General features: G+C 71.4%; 18 protein-coding genes. 8 read left to right on the top strand and 10 right to left on the bottom strand.

What is annotated here, in order from left to right:
- Positions 1–14: 14 nt before the first annotated feature.
- The 4 genes from ABZ810_RS10410 to ABZ810_RS10395 form a co-directional block, all read right to left on the bottom strand.
- A complete protein-coding gene (locus ABZ810_RS10410) occupies positions 15–1,925 on the bottom strand; it encodes a serine/threonine-protein kinase (protein WP_358401753.1) in 1,911 nt (636 codons plus the stop codon).
- A 67-nt stretch (positions 1,926–1,992) separates the two neighbouring features.
- Positions 1,993–2,844 (bottom strand): serine/threonine-protein kinase, encoded by an 852-nt coding sequence (locus ABZ810_RS10405; protein WP_358401751.1) that lies wholly within the window; start codon positions 2,842–2,844, stop codon positions 1,993–1,995.
- 87 nt (positions 2,845–2,931) lie between these two features.
- Entirely contained in the window at positions 2,932–3,882 is a 951-nt protein-coding gene (locus ABZ810_RS10400; RefSeq protein ID WP_358401750.1) for an acyl-ACP desaturase, read from the bottom strand.
- Positions 3,883–4,098: 216 nt separating this feature from the next.
- Complete coding sequence (locus ABZ810_RS10395; protein WP_358401748.1) at positions 4,099–4,866, bottom strand: SDR family oxidoreductase; 768 nt, start codon at positions 4,864–4,866, stop codon at positions 4,099–4,101.
- 79 nt (positions 4,867–4,945) lie between these two features.
- On the opposite strand from ABZ810_RS10395, the gene ABZ810_RS10390 reads away from it, so the two are divergent.
- Positions 4,946–6,331, top strand: coding sequence for a sugar porter family MFS transporter (locus ABZ810_RS10390; RefSeq protein ID WP_358401746.1), 1,386 nt, complete (start codon positions 4,946–4,948; stop codon positions 6,329–6,331).
- Here the strand turns inward: ABZ810_RS10390 and ABZ810_RS10385 are convergent.
- Complete coding sequence (locus tag ABZ810_RS10385) at positions 6,328–6,969, bottom strand: NAD(P)-binding domain-containing protein (protein WP_358401744.1); 642 nt, start codon at positions 6,967–6,969, stop codon at positions 6,328–6,330. The two genes, ABZ810_RS10390 and ABZ810_RS10385, sit on opposite strands and share 4 nt — an antisense overlap.
- A gap of 62 nt (positions 6,970–7,031) precedes the next feature.
- Here ABZ810_RS10385 and ABZ810_RS10380 point away from each other — a divergent pair, with 62 nt between their 5' ends.
- Positions 7,032–7,400: a helix-turn-helix domain-containing protein gene (locus ABZ810_RS10380; RefSeq protein WP_358401742.1), complete on the top strand. Its 369-nt coding sequence runs from the start codon at positions 7,032–7,034 to the stop codon at positions 7,398–7,400.
- On the opposite strand, the gene ABZ810_RS10375 is transcribed toward ABZ810_RS10380, so the two are convergent.
- Entirely contained in the window at positions 7,387–8,169 is a 783-nt protein-coding gene (locus ABZ810_RS10375; RefSeq protein WP_358401740.1) for an enoyl-CoA hydratase-related protein, read from the bottom strand. The genes ABZ810_RS10380 and ABZ810_RS10375 overlap by 14 nt on opposite strands.
- A gap of 292 nt (positions 8,170–8,461) precedes the next feature.
- Between ABZ810_RS10375 and ABZ810_RS10370 the strand changes: the two genes are divergently transcribed.
- Both ABZ810_RS10370 and ABZ810_RS10365 read left to right on the top strand, forming a co-directional pair.
- Positions 8,462–11,791: a DEAD/DEAH box helicase gene (locus ABZ810_RS10370; protein WP_358401738.1), complete on the top strand. Its 3,330-nt coding sequence runs from the start codon at positions 8,462–8,464 to the stop codon at positions 11,789–11,791.
- Complete coding sequence (locus ABZ810_RS10365; protein WP_358401736.1) at positions 11,791–12,603, top strand: SWIM zinc finger family protein; 813 nt, start codon at positions 11,791–11,793, stop codon at positions 12,601–12,603. The genes ABZ810_RS10370 and ABZ810_RS10365 overlap by 1 nt, the downstream gene beginning before the upstream one ends.
- 44 nt (positions 12,604–12,647) lie before the next feature.
- On the opposite strand, the gene ABZ810_RS10360 is transcribed toward ABZ810_RS10365, so the two are convergent.
- Positions 12,648–13,490 (bottom strand): M55 family metallopeptidase, encoded by an 843-nt coding sequence (locus tag ABZ810_RS10360; protein ID WP_358401735.1) that lies wholly within the window; start codon positions 13,488–13,490, stop codon positions 12,648–12,650.
- A 75-nt stretch (positions 13,491–13,565) separates the two neighbouring features.
- Here ABZ810_RS10360 and ABZ810_RS10355 point away from each other — a divergent pair, with 75 nt between their 5' ends.
- The 3 genes from ABZ810_RS10355 to ABZ810_RS10345 all read left to right on the top strand — a co-directional run bounded on the left by ABZ810_RS10355 (position 13,566) and on the right by ABZ810_RS10345 (position 15,781).
- Complete coding sequence (locus ABZ810_RS10355) at positions 13,566–14,042, top strand: SigE family RNA polymerase sigma factor (RefSeq protein WP_358401733.1); 477 nt, start codon at positions 13,566–13,568, stop codon at positions 14,040–14,042.
- On the top strand, positions 14,042–14,542 hold the full coding sequence (locus ABZ810_RS10350) for a hypothetical protein (protein WP_358401731.1): 501 nt from the start codon (positions 14,042–14,044) through the stop codon (positions 14,540–14,542). Before ABZ810_RS10355 ends, ABZ810_RS10350 begins: the two co-directional genes overlap by 1 nt.
- A 114-nt stretch (positions 14,543–14,656) precedes the next feature.
- Positions 14,657–15,781, top strand: coding sequence for a lipase family protein (locus ABZ810_RS10345; RefSeq protein WP_358401729.1), 1,125 nt, complete (start codon positions 14,657–14,659; stop codon positions 15,779–15,781).
- Between the two features lies 1 nt (position 15,782).
- Here the strand turns inward: ABZ810_RS10345 and ABZ810_RS10340 are convergent, their stop codons facing one another.
- From ABZ810_RS10340 to ABZ810_RS10330, 3 genes are read right to left on the bottom strand one after another with little or no spacing between them, the layout of a single operon-like run.
- Entirely contained in the window at positions 15,783–15,956 is a 174-nt protein-coding gene (locus ABZ810_RS10340; RefSeq protein ID WP_358402844.1) for a DUF397 domain-containing protein, read from the bottom strand.
- 25 nt (positions 15,957–15,981) lie between these two features.
- Positions 15,982–16,167 carry a DUF397 domain-containing protein gene (locus tag ABZ810_RS10335; RefSeq protein ID WP_358401727.1) on the bottom strand — a complete coding sequence of 62 codons (186 nt, stop codon included), beginning with the start codon at positions 16,165–16,167 and terminating at the stop codon, positions 15,982–15,984.
- Positions 16,164–16,973: a helix-turn-helix transcriptional regulator gene (locus tag ABZ810_RS10330; RefSeq protein ID WP_358401726.1), complete on the bottom strand. Its 810-nt coding sequence runs from the start codon at positions 16,971–16,973 to the stop codon at positions 16,164–16,166. The genes ABZ810_RS10335 and ABZ810_RS10330 overlap by 4 nt, the downstream gene beginning before the upstream one ends.
- 61 nt (positions 16,974–17,034) lie before the next feature.
- On the opposite strand from ABZ810_RS10330, the gene ABZ810_RS10325 reads away from it, so the two are divergent.
- Positions 17,035–17,484, top strand: coding sequence for an ATP-binding protein (locus ABZ810_RS10325; protein ID WP_358401725.1), 450 nt, complete (start codon positions 17,035–17,037; stop codon positions 17,482–17,484).
- Positions 17,485–17,616: the final 132 nt, after the last annotated feature.

Here is a 17,616-nt window from a genome sequence, read left to right as displayed (position 1 = left end):
TATCGGCGATGGCCTCAGAGGAACGGGATCCCCGCGATCAGCTCGCGGACGTCGCCGCGCAGGTCTTCGAGGTTCTGGCTCATCCCGTTGAGCGGGGTGGTGTCCGGCGGCTGCTGCTGCGAGAGCAGGACGAGAACGCCGGCGAAGAGGCCGAGGACGACGGCGCCGACGACGGCGGCCTCGGTGCGGGGCAGCAGGGCGCCCCACAGGCGTGCCATCTGGCGCCGCGGCGCGCCGCTGCCGGGCGCGAGGCAGAGGAGGCCGACCACGAGCATGGCCGAGTAGGCGATGGCGCGCGAGGCGGTCATCGCGTCGTTGGTGAACATCAGGACGCCGAGCAGGATGCCGCCCGCGATCAGCGCCAGCGGCGCCAGCAGGAGGGTCATCATCACCGCGCCCGGGAGGTGGAGCGGCGACTTGAACGTGGCCGCCAGGGCGTCGCCCGCGCGGGGGCCGCGGCGGGTGCGCTTGCCCTCCATGCCCTTGGCGGCCTTGTCGCCCGCGCGGAGCACCAGGACACCGGCGATGGTGAGGCCCACCGCGAGCAGCGGCGCGATGTGGGCGAAGCCGAGGAGCGCGACCAGGACCAGGAAGCTCATCACCCGGTACCAGCCGTAGGGCTTGCGGCGCTCGGGGCTGTCACGGCGCGTGGGCGCGTCACGGGGTTCGGGCGCGGGCGGCCTCTGCTGGACGTCCGGGCGGCGCTGCTGGACGTCGGGGCGTTGCTGGGTGTCCTGGTGTTGCGGCTGCGCGTAGGGCGCGACCTCCTGGCGCGGGGGCAGGCCGCCGCGCCGCGGGCGCGTCTGCGGCTGGTTGTAGCCGTACTCCTGCGGGGTCGGCGCCGGCGGCGGCGGCGCGGGCGGGGGCGCGGCCGGCGGGAGCTGGCCGACGAAGTCCCTGGGCTGCGACGAGACGGGCGCGGGCATCGCGCGCGGGCCCGAGGTGGGCGGCGCCGGCGCGGGCGGCGGCACCGCGTTGATCCCGGACTCGGTCTGGCTCCGCACCGGCATGGCGAACTGCCGCGCGTGGTCGGACGGCTGCGCCGGCTGCTCGACCTGCTGCGAGGTGTTGTCCGGCCGGGTGTAGTGCTCGTCGACCCGGGTCTGGTCGGTGATCGTGGCTTCGAGGTGGATGCGCCGGGTCAGCTGGACGAGGGTGACGGCGGTGGGCCGTTCGGCGGGGTGCCGGGCCATCGCCGAGCGCACGACCGGCAGGATCGCCTCGGGCATGCCGTCCAGGTCCGGGGCGCCCTGCATGATCTTGTAGAAGATCGACTCGAACGTGCCGGAGCCGAACGGCGGGCGGCCGGTGGCGGCGTAGGCGAGCGTGCCCGCCCAGGCGTGCACGTCGGACGCCGGGCCGGCGTCCTCGCCCTCGATGATCTCGGGCGCCAGGTAGCCGGGGGTGCCGATGACCATGCCGGTCGCGGTCAGCCGGGTCGCGTCGGCCGCCTGCGCGATGCCGAAGTCGATCACGACGGGCTCGCTGTCGACCAGCATGACGTTGCCCGGCTTGAGGTCGCGGTGCACGATGCCGGCGCCGTGGATGGCCGACAACGCCGAGGCCAGGCCGGTGGCCAGCCGTTGCAACGACTGGCCGAAGATCGGGCCGTTCTCCTCGACGATCTCTTCGAGGGTGCGGCCCGGAACGTACTGGGTCACGATGTAGGGCCGGTCGGCGGTCACGTCGGCGTCGAGGATCTCGGCGACGTGCGGGCTGTGCACCCGCCGCATCGAGTCGACCTCGCGGGCCAGCCGTCGGCGCGCCGTGGCGTCACCGGCGACCTGTGGACGCAGCACCTTGATGGCCACGTTGCGTTCCTGGGGATCGACGCCGAGATGCACGACGCCCATGCCGCCTTCCCCCAACGTTCGGAGTACGCGGTAGTGGCCGATCCTCTCCCCGGACGTGACAACCCCCTTCATCGTTTACGAAACCCTACAACCCGCTCCGGACGGCGGGTGGACGTCCGGCACGCGGATCCGCGGGGCGTCACGCCACGGCCCGGTGCCGCACCGTGACCTCGCGGTTCCGTTCCGCGAGACCGACCGTCCACTGGGCGAGCGCGCCCGCGAACCAGCGGGCGGAGGGACGCGTGGCGGGATCGCGGCGCAGCCCCAGCTTCAGCAGCGAGGCGACGGGCTCGGGCACGCCCTCGAGGTCGGCCTTGCCGCGCAGGATGCGGAAGCACACGCCGTGCAGGGTGCCGCGGCCGAACGGGTGCCGGCCGGTCGCCGCGTACGCCACCGTCGCCGCCCACGAGAAGACGTCGGCCGCCGCGGCCGCGCGTTCGCCCTCGATGAGCTCCGGGGCCATGTAGGCGGGCGTGCCGATGACCATCCCGGGACGGGTGATCTGGTCGGCGCCGGCCGCCTGCGCGATGCCGAAGTCGATCAGCGTGGGCCGGTCGCCGAGGACGATCACGTTGCCGGGGGCCACGTCCCGGTGCAGGACGCCCGCGTCGTGCACCGCGGCCAGCCCGAGCACCAGGCCGCGCGCGAACCGCAGCAGCCGCTCGCCGCGCAGCGGCCCGTAGGCCTCGACCAGGTCGCCCAGCGGCTGGCCCGGCACGTGCTGCGTGACGACGTACGGCCGCCCGGCGTCGACGCCCGCGTCCAGCAGGCACGCCACGTACGGGCTGTCGACCCGGCGCTGCGCCTCGATCTCGCGGGCCAGCCTCAGCCGTGCCTCCTGCTCGCCCGCGAAGTCGTCGGACAGCTCCTTGATCGCGACCTCCCGGCCGAAGGAGTCCATCCCCAGGTGCACCACCGCGGTGCTCCCCCGGCCGATCTCGCCGAGCAGGCGGTAGGCCCCGAGCCGCCGGCGAGTCCCCTGAGTCCCCATACACCCTTCGACGCCGGGAATCGGCGCCGCGTTCCGAATGTGACCGTGCCGTTATCGATCTTTCTGGCCGGTGCCGGGCGGGCGGGGTCAGCCCTGCTTGGCGGCCTGGCGGGCGCGGCGCTCCTCGCGGCGGGTCTCGAACTTGGTCGCGGCCTCGTCCAGCTGGTCGAGGAACTCGCCGAGCTCGTCGCGGGCCTTCTCGCCGTCGCCGCTGAGCCCCTCCAGCTCGAAGACGCCGAGCTTGCGCAACACCGGCCGCAGCACGTCGTCGTGGTGCAGCCGCAGGTCGTAGATCCCCGCGTTCGCGATGATCACGGACTTGCGCAGGAAGCCGTCGATGCTGTGGCCGGGCATCTGGAAGTTCTTGACCACGTCGGTGATCGCCCGCATGGCCTCGTTCGGCGCGACCTCCAGGGCCCCGCCCATCAGGTTGCGGTAGAAGATCATGTGGAGGTTCTCGTCGGCCGCGACCCGCGTCAGCATCTGCTCGCAGATCGGGTCGCCGGAGACCTTGCCGGTGTTGCGGTGCGCGACGCGGGTGGCCAGCTCCTGGAACGCGACGTACGCGGCGCCGTGCAGGAACGAGTCGCCGTGGTCGGCCGCGTACCCCTCCTGCATGTGCTTCATCCGGGCGCGCTCCAGCGCGATCGGGTCGACCGCGCGGGTGACCGTCAGGTAGTCGCGGATGACGATGCCGTGCCGGTTCTCCTCGGCGGTCCAGCGGTTGACCCAGAACCCCCAGGCGCCCTCGCGCCCGAAGACGGTGGCGATCGCGTTGTGGTAGCCGGGCAGGTTGTCCTCGGTCAGCAGGTTGACGATCAGCGACTCGCGGGCGGCCTGGCCGAGCGAGGTCTGGTCGGGCGTCCACTCCTCACCGGCGAGCGGCCCGTCGAAGTCACGGCCCTGGCCCCACGGCACGTACTGGTGCGGGAACCATTCCTTGGCCATCTCGAGGTGGCGGTCGACCTCTTTCTCGACCAGACCCTCGAGTTCGAGCATCAGGTTGGTCTGGAGCTTGTCTTCGGGCGGGACGGGCATGCTGTTCCTTCGCTGGACGACGGTGGTGCGCCGTGCGAGGCGCCGTTTCCGCGGCGGCACGGATGGGCCGGCCGGGCGCACACAACCTACGAAACCGTAGGTTCGATATTTCGCGATCAGGGCGAGGCGCGTCAAGTCACCCGAGTCACAATCACGCATGTGGATTGTTGTAGGTAAACGGGAACTCCGCTTGTCACTCCTGTATAGGAAACGGGCTCACCGGCTGTCCGAGGCCTGCTGCCACATCCGGTTGGCGGCGGCCCGCAGGAGGGGCCGCGGCACCAGCTTCAACGCCGGAAGCGCCGCCTTGTACTGGAGCCCGGGCACGCACATCGCCCGTCCCGCCGACACCGCGTCCAGCCCGGCCCGCGCCACGTCCGCCCGCCGCAGCCACAGCAGGCTGGGCTCGGACTCCTCGTCCGTACGGGTGAATCCGGGGCACAGCGCGGTCACGTGGACGCCCCCGCCCGCCAGCTCGGCGTGCAGGCTCTCGGAGAACGAGGCGACGAACGCCTTGGTCGCCCCGTACACCGCGCTGCCCGGCGAGGGCGCGAACCCCGCCATCGACGCCACGTTCAGCACCCCGCCGCGCCCCCGCGCGACCATCCCGGGCAGCGCCGCGTGCGTCAGCCGCATCAGCGCGACAACGTTCAGCTCCACCTCGGCGAGCTGGTCGTCCAGGGACAGCTCGGGGAACGGCCCGAACGCGCCGTACCCGGCGTTGTTGATCAGCAGCTCGACCGGGTCGGCGCGCAGCCGCTCCTCGACCTCGCCGCGCTGAACGGGATCGGTCAGGTCGGCGGCCAGCACCTCCACGCCCACCCGGTAACGCTCGACCAGCTCGCGGGCCAGCCCGTCCAGGAGGTCCGCCCGGCGCGCGACGATCACCAGATCGGTGCCGCGGCCGGCCAGCAGCCGCGCGAAACTCTCCCCGATCCCGCTGGACGCGCCGGTGACCAGCGCCGTTCGGTACGCCTGTCGCATGGCGGCAGATCGTAGCGACCCGCGGCCTCGTTTGCGGCGATATGTCGCGGGTAGCCGAGGCGTGTCCCGAGGAGGAGAAGTGCCTGGCTACGTACGAGAGGCGTCCCGCAACCCCTTCGTTCTCAAGATCTCCATGCTCGCGGCGCTCGGCGGGCTGCTGTTCGGCTACGACACCGGGGTCATCTCCGGCGCCCTCCTCTACATCAAGGAGGACCTCGACGCCGGCGCGGTCGCCCAGTCGTGGATCGTCGCCGGCCTTCTCGCCGGCGCCGTGGTCGGCGCCCTGGCGGGCGGCCGCCTGGCCGACCTGATCAGCCGCCGCTGGACGTTGCTGATCTCCGGCGTCATCTACGTCGCGGGGGCGCTCGCCGCCGCGCTCGCCCAGACGTCCGGCCAGCTGGTGACGGCCCGAGTCGTGCTGGGCCTGGCGGTCGGCGCGGCCTCCGCGGTGGTCCCGCTCTACATCGCCGAGCACACGCCGCCCAGGATCCGCGGCGGCACCGTCTCCTACAACCAGCTGATGGTCACCATCGGCATCCTGGTCGCCTACCTGGTCAACTTCGCGCTGCGGAACGTCGACGGCGGCTGGCGCTGGATGCTGGGCGTCGGCGCCGCGCCCGGCGTCGTGCTGGTGCTGAGCATGCTGGTCGTCCCGTACAGCCCGCGCTGGCTGATGCAGCGGGGCCGCCGCGACGAGGCGCGGGAGGTGCTGGAGCGCACCCGGCGGGGTGAGGACGTCGAGGCCGAACTGGACGACATCGAGAACGTGGTGGCGCGCGAGGGCCGCACCGGCTTCCGCGACCTGGTCCGCCCGGCCCTGCGCCCCATGATGATCGTCGGCATCGGCCTCGCGGTGATCCAGCAGTTCGTCGGGGTCAACACGGTGATCTACTTCTCGCCGACGATCCTCACCTACACCGGTCTCGAGGCGTCCGACGCCATCGCGCAGGCCCTCACGGTCGGCGTCACCAACGTGGTCTTCACCGTCATCGCGATCCTGCTGCTCGACCGGGTCGGCCGGCGCACCCTGCTGATCGTGGGCACCGCCGGCCTCACCGTCGCGCTCGCCCTGCTCGCCGCGTTCTTCGGCTTCGGCTGGCAGGACGAGGCGCCCTGGCTGGCGCTGGTCGCCCTGCTGGTCTACATCGCCTCGTTCGCCGTCGGGCTGGGCCCGGTCTTCTGGCTGATGATCTCCGAGATCTTCCCGCTCGCCGTCCGGGGCCGGGCGATCGCGGTCTGCAGCCTCTTCAACTGGGCGGCCAACTTCCTGGTGTCGTACTACTTCCTGCAACTCATCGAGGCCATCGGCCGCTCCTGGACGTTCTGGCTGTACGCCGGGCTGTCGGTGGCCGGCATCGTCTTCTTCGTCACCCGCGTGCCCGAGACCCGCAACCGCACCCTGGAAGAGATCGAACGAGAGCTCACCTCGTCGGGCTCCGCGTCCGGCCGCGCGGGCCGGGCCTAGGGAGTGAGGGGCTCCGGGTCACCGCCCGCGTGCGCCAGGGGCGGGAGCATCGACGCTGGGTCCGCGCCCGCGGCGTAGAGGCCGACGACGAACGCCGCCGTGGCCTCCAGCTGCCCCGCCCTGCCGAGGCCTCCTCCCGTCAGGGGCTCGCAGCCCACGTCCCGCACCAGGCGTTCGGCCAAGGCCAGCGCCTCCTCGTCGTCACCGCAGATGGGAACGCCCAGGACCGTCCCCTCGAACGGGGTCTTGCGCCAGACGCTCTCGTGGCACAGGTTGAACGCCTTGACGACACGCGCCTTGGACGCCTCCGCGATGAGTTCGGCGCCCGACGGGCCGTTGCCGGTGAGGAGCCTGAACGTCATGTCGCTCCAGACGTTCGTGCAGTCGATGAGGACCTTCCCTTGGACGTCCACCTGCCGCACCACGTCCTGCGCCCCCGCGTACCAGACGGCCAGCAGGACGACCTCGCCGAAGGCGGCCGCCTCCTCCAGAGTCCCCGCCCCGGCCCCGATGCGTTCCGCCAGGATCGCCGCCTTCTCCGTTGAACGCGCCCCGATCATCACCTCGTGGCCCGCGTCCACCCACCGTCCGCCCAGGGCCTCCGCCATGTTGCCCGCGCCCAGGATCCCGATCCGCATGTCCGCCTCCAGGTCGATTACCGTTCGGCCTGGACGCTAGGCGTTCCGTCAGGCACCATCCGGTGCGCATCGGGAAGGGCATGCTTGTGGACGACCTGCTCGCCGACTGCCAGGCCAGGCTGGCGTTCGACCTGCTCTCCGGCGCCTGGACGAGCGTCGTGCTGTACGCGCTGCGCGAGGGCCCGCGCCGTCCCGGAGCGCTTCGCGAGGAGATCGGCGGCATCTCGCAGAAGGTCCTCACCGAGACCCTGCGGCGGCTGGAGGCCAACGGCCTGGTCGTGCGGCACCGCTACGCCGAGGCTCCGCCCCGCGTCGAGTACGAGCTGACCGGACCGGGCCGCGGTCTCCTCGAACCGATCACCGCCCTGGGCCGCTGGACGACCCTCTACGCGGACGAGGTCATCGCGGCGCAGGAGCTCAACGACCGGTGAACCCGGCCTTGCCGGGACCTTCCTCGATGAAGCTCTTCATCCCGTCCCGCTGGTCGTCGGTCGCGAACAGCGCCGAGAACTGCACCCGCTCGATCTCCAGGCCGGTCCGCAGGTCGACCTCGAACCCGGCGTCGATCGCCTGCTTGGCCGCCCGCAGCGCCAGCGCGGGCCCGCCCACGAAGGTCGCCGCCCACTCCTTCGCCGCCGTGTAGACGTCCTCATCAGGCACGACGCGGTCGACGAGCCCGATCGCCAGCGCCTCATCGGCCTTCACATGGCGCCCCGAGAAGATCAGGTCCTTCGCCTTGGCGGGTCCTACCAGCCGCGTCAGCCGCTGCGTTCCGCCGGCACCCGGGATGATCCCCAGCTGGATCTCGGGCTGCCCCACCTTGGCGCCCTCCCCGGCGACCCGGAAGTCGGCCGTCAGCGCCACCTCCAGCCCGCCGCCCAGGGCGTACCCGGTGATGGCCGCGATGACCGGCTTCGGGATCGCGGCGAGCTCCTTGGTGAACTCCTGCAACAGCCGCGACGGCCCGCCCGACATGCCCGCGTACGAGAGCTCGGCCATCTCCTTGATGTCGGCCCCCGCCGCGAAGACCCGCTCGCCCCCGTAAAGGATCACGGCGCTCACGTCGCCGTCCTCGGTGACCTGCCGCGCCGCCTCGATCAGCTCCCGCTGCACCTGGGCGTTCAGTGCGTTCATCTTCGGCCGGTCCAGCCGGATCGTCCCGATCCCGTCCGCGACCTCGACCCGCACGAACTCACCCACGCCGACCTCCCGCGATTCCGTTCACCGATCACTCCCGAGCCTAACGCCCCCGAAGTCGGGCCTTCGCAACGAGCTCAAGGCTCAGATCAAAGCCACGGACTCACGAATCGAAGGCCTGCGCGGCGAGCGCCGGCGGTGCTCCAGCCCAGGGGTCGTACGCTGGAACGTCTCGATCAGGATCTCCGCGATCACGTCAAGGCTCCTACCGGTAACGGTCGACCTCGCCCGTTCTGTCGGAGCTCGCTGGTAACTTCGGTTGCCGTTCATCGCAGCTCTCCCGGGGATCACGTTCATGCTCGTCGCGCACGCCACCTGGCATGGCGGTGCCCTCTGCCTGTGGGCCGAACGCACAGGTCCGCACGGCGCCGACACCGACGTGCACCCCTTCGCCACCCGCGACTTCACCGGAACGTCCTACGAGCCGCTCGTGCGGGGCGCGTTCCGGGTCGAGCTGACGATGGCGCTCCCCACCCACGGCGACCACCCGCTGCCGTCCGCCGAGCTGGGGCCCGAGCCGTTCGAGGGCGAGCCGGAGCTCCGCGAGTGGCGTGTGCCCGCGCTCGTCCTGGAGCCGTTCCCCGCCATGGCGCTGCTCCAGTCGGCCGAGGACGCGGGCGACGTGGTCCCCGGCACGGACCTGCGCTTCCTCTGCCTCGTCGCCGACGAGGCGGCGCATCTGACGGCACGCGGCCTGGTGCTGCCGTCCCTCGTCCGCGAGGACGGCGACCTCGTCGCGCGCTGGCAGCCCGTGATCGATGACGTGGCGCGTTTCCGTTCCCTGGCCCAGGCGATGCCGTCGGCCTGCCGCGCCGCCGACGGAGGCCGCCCCGCCGCGCACGTCCTGCGCGAGGCGCTCTCCGGCCTGGTCGACACGACGGTCCGCGGCCTCGTCCCCCACCCGCTCCTGCCGCCGCGCAAGGGCAAGGTCCCCGACCGCGTCCCCCTCGCCGAGCGCTGGTTCGAGGCCCTCACCGGCCCCGACCCGGTCGTCCCGCGCGAGCCTCGCGACAACGCCGACGAGCTCATGAGCGAGCTGAACGCGTGGGCCGCCGCCGCCCGCCGTCCCTCCGGCCCGCTCCGCGTCTGCTTCCGCCTCGCCGAGCCCGGCGCGGACGACCCCGAGGAGTTCGAGGAGTTCGAGCCCGCCGACGACCACGACAGCGAACTCTCCGATTACTCGACCACCGACCTCCTGGCCACCGTCACCCAACTCCGTCCCCGGACGCCGCTCAGCCCAGCGGAAGACACGGGCCACGGCGCGCACTCCGGCGCAAGATCCGGCAGAGAGCCCGACGTGGGAGCCGGCGTCGGCGACGCGGTCCCCGCGGCTGCTGTGGATGCCGACGACCACCTCGCGAAGGTGGTCCACCTCGGTTCGGCGGGCGCGGATACGGAGCGGCGGGACGGGGTCGGTGCGGCCGACCCGGGGCTGGAGGACGGCGCCGGCGCGGGTGCGGCCGGGCGGATGGGGGACGGAGGGGCCTGGCGGGTCGAGTTCGCGTTGCAGGGGACGGACGACCCGAGTCTCTACGTCCCGGCGTCGATGGTGTGGGCGGGCGAGGCGGGGCTGGTCGAGCAGGCGGAGGAGACGTTGCTGGCGGGGCTGGGGCGGGCGTTGCGGCTCTTCCCCGACATGGCTCCGGCGCTCGACTCCCCCGTTCCGGCCGAGGTGGTGCTCGACACCGCGGGGGCGTTCCGGTTCCTGCGGCAGGCGGCGCCGATGCTCGCCGCCGCCGGGTTCGGGGTGCTGCTGCCGCAGTGGGCGGGCAAGGGCAGGCTCGGTATGAAGCTGACGACCCGCACCGAGGAGGGTGAGGGGTCGGGGGCCGCCACGTCGTCGGGCTTCGACCTGAAGGGCATGGTCGACTTCCGCTGGGATCTGGCGATCGGCGACGAGACGATCGACGAGGCCGAGCTGGAGGAGCTGGCGCGGCTCAAGACGCCGCTGGTCAGGCTGCGCGGGCAGTGGGTCGAGCTGGACGAGGAGCAACTCGAGGCCGCGCTCGAGTTCCTCCGCCACCCGCGCCAGGGCCGCATGACCGCCGCGCAGGCGATGCAGGCGGTCATCCATGCCGGTGAGGAGAGCCTCCCGCTCGTCCGGGTCGACGCCGACGGCACGTTCGGCGACCTGCTGTCGGGCGAGGCCGACCGCCGGCTCGAGCCGATGTCCACCCCCGAGGACCTCAACGCCCAGCTCCGCCCCTACCAGGAGCGCGGCCTCGCGTGGCTCACGTTCATGGACGAGCTGGGCCTGGGCGCCCTCCTCGCGGACGACATGGGCCTCGGGAAGACCATTTCCCTTCTGTCCCTTCTGGTGCATGAGCGGGAAGGCGGCGGGAAGCCCGAGCCCACGCTGGCGATCCTGCCGATGTCGCTGGTGGGCAACTGGCAGCGGGAGGCGGCGAGGTTCACGCCCAAACTGCGGGTGTACGTGCACCACGGGACGGGGCGGCACCGCGACGAGGACCTCGTCGAGGCGGTGCGGCAGGCCGACCTGGTGCTGACCACGTACGGGACGGCGGCGCGCGACGCGGAGATGCTGGCCGGGATCGCGTGGGGGCGGGTGGTCTGCGACGAGGCCCAGGCGCTCAAGAACAGCGGGACGCGGCAGGCGCGGGCGGTGCGGAGCATCCCGGCGCGCAGCCGGATCGCGCTGACCGGGACGCCGGTGGAGAACCACCTGACCGAGCTGTGGTCGATCATGGAGTTCGCCAACCCGGGGCTCCTCGGGCCGCGGACGGTCTTCCGGGAGCGGTTCGCGGTGCCGGTCGAGAGGGACGGGGACGAGCAGGCCGCGCTGGCGCTGAAGCGGGCCACGCGGCCGTTCATCCTGCGCAGGCTCAAGACCGATAAGTCGATCATCTCGGATCTGCCGGACAAGCAGGAGATCAAGCTCTACTGCAACCTGACGAGGGAGCAGGCGTCGCTCTACCAGGCGACGGTGGACGACATGCTCCAGCAGATCGCGGAGGCGGACGACAAGCAGCGGCGCGGGCTCGTGCTGGCGACCATGGCCAAGCTCAAACAGGTCTGCAACCACCCGGCGCACCTGCTGAAGGACGGCTCCAGGTTGCAGGGACGGTCGGGCAAGCTGGAGCGGCTGGAGGAGATCTGCGAGGAGGTCCTCGAGCAGGGCGAGAAGGCGCTGGTCTTCACGCAGTACGCCGAGTTCGGGTCGATGTTGCAGCCGTACCTGGCGAGCAGGCTCGACCGGCCCGTGTTGTGGCTGCACGGGGGGACGTCCAAGCAGCGGCGCGACGAGCTGGTGCAGGGGTTCCAGGAGGACCGCGAGCCCGCGATCTTCCTGTTGTCGCTCAAGGCGGCGGGCACCGGGCTGACGCTGACGGCGGCCAACCACGTCGTGCACGTCGACCGATGGTGGAACCCGGCGGTCGAGGACCAGGCCACCGACCGTGCGTTCCGCATCGGGCAGACCAGGAACGTGCAGGTCCGCAAGTTCATCTGCGTCGGCACGATGGAGGAGCGCATCGACGAGATGATCGAACGCAAGAAGGCCCTCGCCGACACCATCGTCGGCACGGGCGAGGACTGGCTGACCGAGCTGTCGGTGGCCGAGCTCAGGGACGTGCTGCGGTTGTCGCCCGAGGCGGTGAGCGACTGATGGCCGACTTCACCGAGTACGGGCCGCCGATCCCGGTCGAGGACGGCGTCAAGGCGCGGTCGCGGCGGGGGTCCATCGGCGCCGAGTGGTGGTCGCGGCGGTTCATCGACCTGGTCGAGTCGTTCGCCGACTCGGGAAGGTTGCAGCGGGGCCGCGCGTACGCCCGCAAGGGCCAGGTCATCGACCTGAAAGTGCGGCCCTACGAGGTGACCGCGCGCGTGCAGGGGTCGCGCGACGAGCCGTACGACGTCGCGATCGGCATCGAAGCGATCGACGACTCCGACTGGCGGTCGATCGAGGCGGAGCTGGCGACCCGTGCGGTCTTCCGGGCGCGGCTGCTGGCGGGCGAGATGCCGCCGGAGATCGAGTGGGTGTTCGCCGAGTTCGGGTTGTGCCTCTTCCCGGAGTCGATGGACGACCTGCACCTGATGTGCAGCTGTCCCGACTGGGGCGACCCGTGCAAGCACACCGCGGCCGTGTTCTACCTGCTGGCCGAGGCGTTCGACGACGATCCGTTCCTGGTGCTGGAGTGGAACGGGCGCACCAAGGAGCAGGTGCTGGCGGCGCTGCGGCGCAGTACCGCGACCGAGCCCGACCCGTTCGAGGCCGACGACGAGCCGCTGACGGCCGCCGGGTTCTGGACTCCCCCGTCGGGCCTGGCGCGGCTGCGCGACCGGGCGCCCGCCCCTCAGGTGCCGCCGGGCTTCATCCTCCAGGTGGCGACCCCGCCACCGGTACGGGTGCGCCGCCGCGACCTGGTCGACGTCCTGGCCCCCGCCTACGAGGCCCTGTCGGCGAACGATCAGCCCTAGCGGACGACCGGCCGTAGCGGACGACCGGCCGGCCTCAGCGGCGGTCAGCCGTAGTGGAGGCCGGTGCAGCCGACCTCGCCGGCGATGCTGGACCAGACGCCCAGCAGGCCGACGATCTCCTCGTAGTCGCCGGTGGTGAACTCGGTCATGCGCGGCCCGGCGAGCGTGACGCCGGGGATGTACGCGCAGGACCGGGCGATCGAGGTGGAGGCCCAGTCGACGCCGAGGGTGTACGGAGCGGTCACCGTGTAGGGGCGGGCGTCCGCCAGGTTCTCCAGCGCGCGGCGGGTGCCCTCGTAGATGAGCTGCTGGGCGCGGGCGGGCGGGATCAGCTCGGCGGCGTAGCGGTCGCAGCCCTTCTTGACCGCGACGGTCTCGACGTCGCCGAGGACGTCGCGGGCCTCGGCGCAGGCGGCCTCGTCCCCCGCGACCAGGGCGACCGGGACGCCCAGCGAGCCGGCGTACGCGGCCATGAGCCGGATCTCCCCCGCGATCTCGCCGTTCAGGTAGAGGTCGCGGATCTCCCGCCCCATCCACGTGTGGTTGAGGACGCCGTCGGGCGTGCCCGCGCGGGCGTGGTAGCCGATGTAGATCGCGGCGTCGAACGTCGCGTCGAGGCCCTCCCCCATCCGCATCGGCTTGTACGGCCCGCGGATCAGCGTGCAGCGTTCGTCGATCAGGTCGGCGCGCAGGTTCTTGCCGGAGCTGTGCGAGTCGGTCACGACCACGCTCGTCGCGCCCGCGCCGAACGCACCACGGATCGCGGCGTTGGCGTCGCCGGTCATCAGCTCGCAGCCGCGTTCGTAGCCGCGCCCGCCCGCGCGCATCTCCTCGGGGTCGGTAAGGCCCGAGACGCCTTCCATGTCGACCGAGACGAAGATCTTCATGTCCGGATGATGCCACGCAACACCTGGGGGTGGCCGGGCGGTACTAGTCATCGAGAGGTCGACGGAAGGGCACGGATGGAGTTCGGCGAATACGCGGCGCTGCGGTACCCCAGGTTGTCGCACACCGCCTTCCTGCTCTGCAGGGACCGGGCGACGGCCGAGGATCTGGTGCAGACCGCGCTGACCAAGGCGTGGCTGGCGTGGGGGCGGGTCGGGGACGACCCGGATCCGTACGTGTACCGGATCCTGGTCAACACGCACAACACCTGGTGGCGGCGGCGCTGGCGGGGAGAGGTGCCGACCGAGCGGTTGCCCGAGGAGATCGCGCCCGCGGTGCCGGTGGAGGACCGCGACGTGTTGTGGCGGGCACTGGGCCGTCTCGGCAAGCGGGAGCGCGCCGCCGTGGTGCTGCGGTACTACGCCGACCTGGAGCACGCGGCGATCGCCGAGATCCTGGGGTGTTCGCCGGTCACCGTGCGCAGCCAGATCAGCCGGGCCCTGGCCAAGCTCCGGGTCGATCCCTCGATCGTGCCCGTACGAGAGGGAATCTGATGGGTTTCAGTGAGAACGACCTGCGCGAGATGCTGGCCGAACGTGGCGGGTCCGAGCCCGCCCCGGATCTGGTCGCGACGATCGAACGGCGTGGCAGGAGGGTGCGGCGGCGTCGCCGGGCGACCGTGACCGTGGCCACCGCCGTCGTCATCGTCGGCGGCGCCGTTCCGTTCGTCGTGCGGGGCGGCGAGCCCGCTCAGACCCGGGTCGCGGCGGCGCCGAGCACCCCCGCCCCGACGTCGACGCCGACCTCGGGGGCCGAGCCGGTCTGCAGCATCACGCTGCGCGTGACGGATCAGGCCGGGAAGCTCGTCCTCACGGTCGTCTCGACGACGCAGGCCTTCGAGGCCTGCCGGTCCGCGAGCCGCGAGCGCGGGTGCCGGGTGTTGCTGGACGGCAAGGTCAAGGATTCCCGGCTCCGGCCGATGAAGATCAGGCTCGTCCGCGCCGAGATGAAGGGCACGGTCCTGAAGTGCGAAGGCCGGGCCGAGCGGCGCTGAGGCTCCGGTGGCGGGATGCGGTCGGGGGGCTTATCGCGAAGGCCCAGGTCGCGCTACGGTGTCGGGTGATCTTGGCGGCGCCCCGGAATCCCGCCTGATCACCTGGAGGTCGTCGTGCGTCGGATCGCCCTGGCCGCTGCGGTCGCGTGCAGCCTGGCCGTCACCACTCTCGCCGTTCCCGCGGCGGCGGCCGAGCAGACCGGGAAAGTGGTCTCCTCCGCGCCGCTCCCGGCGGGCCTGTGGTTGCCGGGGACGGGCAAGGCGTACCGGCTGACCTACACGACGACCGGCCCGACGGGCGCGGCGCTCAGCAGCGGGGCGATGTTCGTGCCCGAGGGCAGCCCGCCGCCCGGCGGCTGGCCGGTGGTCTCCTGGACGCACGGGACGGTCGGCCTCGGCGACTCCTGCGCCCCCTCCACCGCCGGACGATCGCAGCGGGACATCACCTATCTGACGACGTGGATGTCCAAGGGGTACGCGGTCGTGTCGACCGACTACGTCGGGTTGGGCACGCCCGGCGGCCACCCCTACCTGGACGGCAGGACCGCGGCCTACTCGGCGGCCGACATGGTGCGGGCGGCTCGTTCGGTGGACGGTTCGCTCGCCGCGAAGTGGGTCGTGATCGGCCAGTCCCAGGGCGGGCACGCGGCGTTGTTCACCGCGAAGATCGCGCCCGGCTACGCGCCCGACCTCGACTTCCGCGGAGCGGTGGCGACCGGTCCGCCCTCCAACCTGGAGGGCGTCGTCTCGCTGGCCGGCCCGTACATCCCGCAGTTGCCCCTCGCGGATCTGACCGCGTACACCTCGTACATCCTGGCCGGGCTCAAGGCCGCCAAGCCCACGTTCGACGTGGATCGTTACCTGACCCCGGTCGGCAAGCAGATCGTCGCGGACGCGGGCGAGCTCTGCTACGCGGACATGGTCAAGCGCACGGAGGGCGTCGGGATCGGGCAGTTGCTCGACCGGTCGTTGTTCGACGCGGCGTTCTTCGACCGGCTCCGGGACGTCATCGAGGTGCCGGTCAGCGGTTACGCCAAGCCGTTCTACATCGCGCAGGGCGTGAACGACACGACCGTCCCGATCCCGCTCACCCTCAAGCTCGTCGCGGACCTGTCGTTCCGCGGCCAGCCGCTCACGTTCAAGGCCTACCCGGGCGCCGACCACAGCGGCACGATGGCCGCGTCCCTGCCCGACACCACCGCGTTCGTCGCCAAGCTGTTCGCCGGAAACGCCCGCTGACTCAGCCGCGCCGCTTGACCGCCGACACCAACGCACCGAACACCTCGGGCGCGAGGCTGAGGAACGCACCATCCGGATCCTTGCTGTCCCGGACACCCACAACACCATCAAGCCGAGCGACCTCGACACAGTCACCTGACGTGCCCTGTGTCGAACGGCTGCTCTTACGCCACACTGGGGAACTCACGTTCTCACCAGACTCAACGACGGCGCTTGACCGCCGCGACGAACGTCCCGAACGCCTCGGGCTCCAGCTGGAGGAACGAGCCGTCCGGGTCCTTGCTGTCCCGGACACCGACGACTCCGTCCAGCCGGGCGACCTCGATGCATTCGGGCGAAGTGCCCTCAGTCGAACGGCTGCTCTTGCGCCACACCGGGGGATTCACGTCATCTTCTCCATGTGCCGCCGAATCAAGTTCCGTGTGGAGTCTACCGGCAGCGCGTCCGCGCCAATTCTGTCGAAACCGGTGCGCAACCGGGAGACCTCTGCGGCGTCCGACACCAGCCGCCCCGCGTGCGGGGCCTCGATGAAGCCCGCTGGCCCCTCCCTGACCGTGATGACTTTGAACGGACCGTCCAGCCCCAGGTAAGCACCCGCCGACCTAGGCACCACGCGCAGCGTCACGTGGGGCAGCTCCGACAGCTCCAACAGCCGAGCGAGTTGCTCGCGCATGACCACCGGACCGCCGACCGGCCAGTCGATCACCGATTCGGCCAGCAGCACCCACAGCTCGGGCGGTTCACCTCTCTTGAGGATCGACTGCCGGGACATCCGAGCCTCGACCGCGCCCTCGACGTCTGCTGCCCGACCAGCGACCAGTAGAGCGCGCGCGTAGGCCGGGGTCTGGAAGAGGGCTGGGACAAGCTGGCCGCTGAAGCTGTGAATCACTGAGGCGCGGGATTCCAGGGCTTCGAAGGTCTTGAACCAGTCGGGGTCGCTGGCTCGGGCGGCGTAGTAGAGCAGGACGCCGAACAGGCCGCCCGTGCGCCACGCCTCGTCGATCGTGTCGGCCTGTTGCGGCGTCAACTTCGCCTCGCCGTTCTCCAATCTGGAAACCGATGAGCGAGCGCAGTTGAGCATTTCCGCGAGCGCGTAGCCCGACTGCCCCTTCTCCATGCGCTGGAAGCGCAGGAAGTAGGCCATGGCACCCCACAGGGAGGACCGCGGGTCGGGAGGTTCGTTGATGTTCACGCGTGACCGTCCATCGCCGTTGATTTCCAGAAGTTCACCGGAACGTGGTCAACGTACTCCGATGTCACTCATCGTGGTCACTACTTCACAGATCTCGATGAACGGAGACGGCGGCGTGGACGGCAGCGAACGACAGGAGGACCCGTTCATCTTCACGCTCGTCCTCAAGCCGGTGCTCACGGCGGTGAAGGAGGCCCGCGACCTTGCCGCGGCCGTGTGGGCGCTGTGGGGACTGGGCGACGACTACACGGTCCGGCTGGTCGTGTCAGAGCTGGTGACCAACGCGATCCGCGCGTCGAGCCCCGACCAGGTCGTGGGCGTGCGCTTCCGGCGCGACGACGGCACGCCGGTCCTGGAGGTCTGGGACGAGTCGCCCGAGCCCGTCGTCATGAAGGCGACCGAGCTGACCGGCACCGATGGCCGCGGCCTCTACATCGTGGACCGGTTCGTCCACCACTGGGAGGTCCACCCCACCGAGGACGGCGGCAAGGTCGTACGGGTGGAGTTGTGAACGTTCGGCCAAAGTTGGTCCGGACGACGAACAGGCCCTAGATCGTTGATGTGAAATTTGGTGATGTCCGGCGGGCGTGACGAAGGGCATCCAAGATCGGTTTGTGAAGACTGAACTGGACGCCCTTCTGAC

The sequence above is a fragment of the Spirillospora sp. NPDC047279 genome (assembly GCF_040643285.1).
In the GTDB taxonomy this organism is placed as follows: Bacteria; Actinomycetota; Actinomycetes; order Streptosporangiales; family Streptosporangiaceae; genus Spirillospora.
This window is presented reverse-complemented; position numbering and strand designations above follow the sequence as displayed.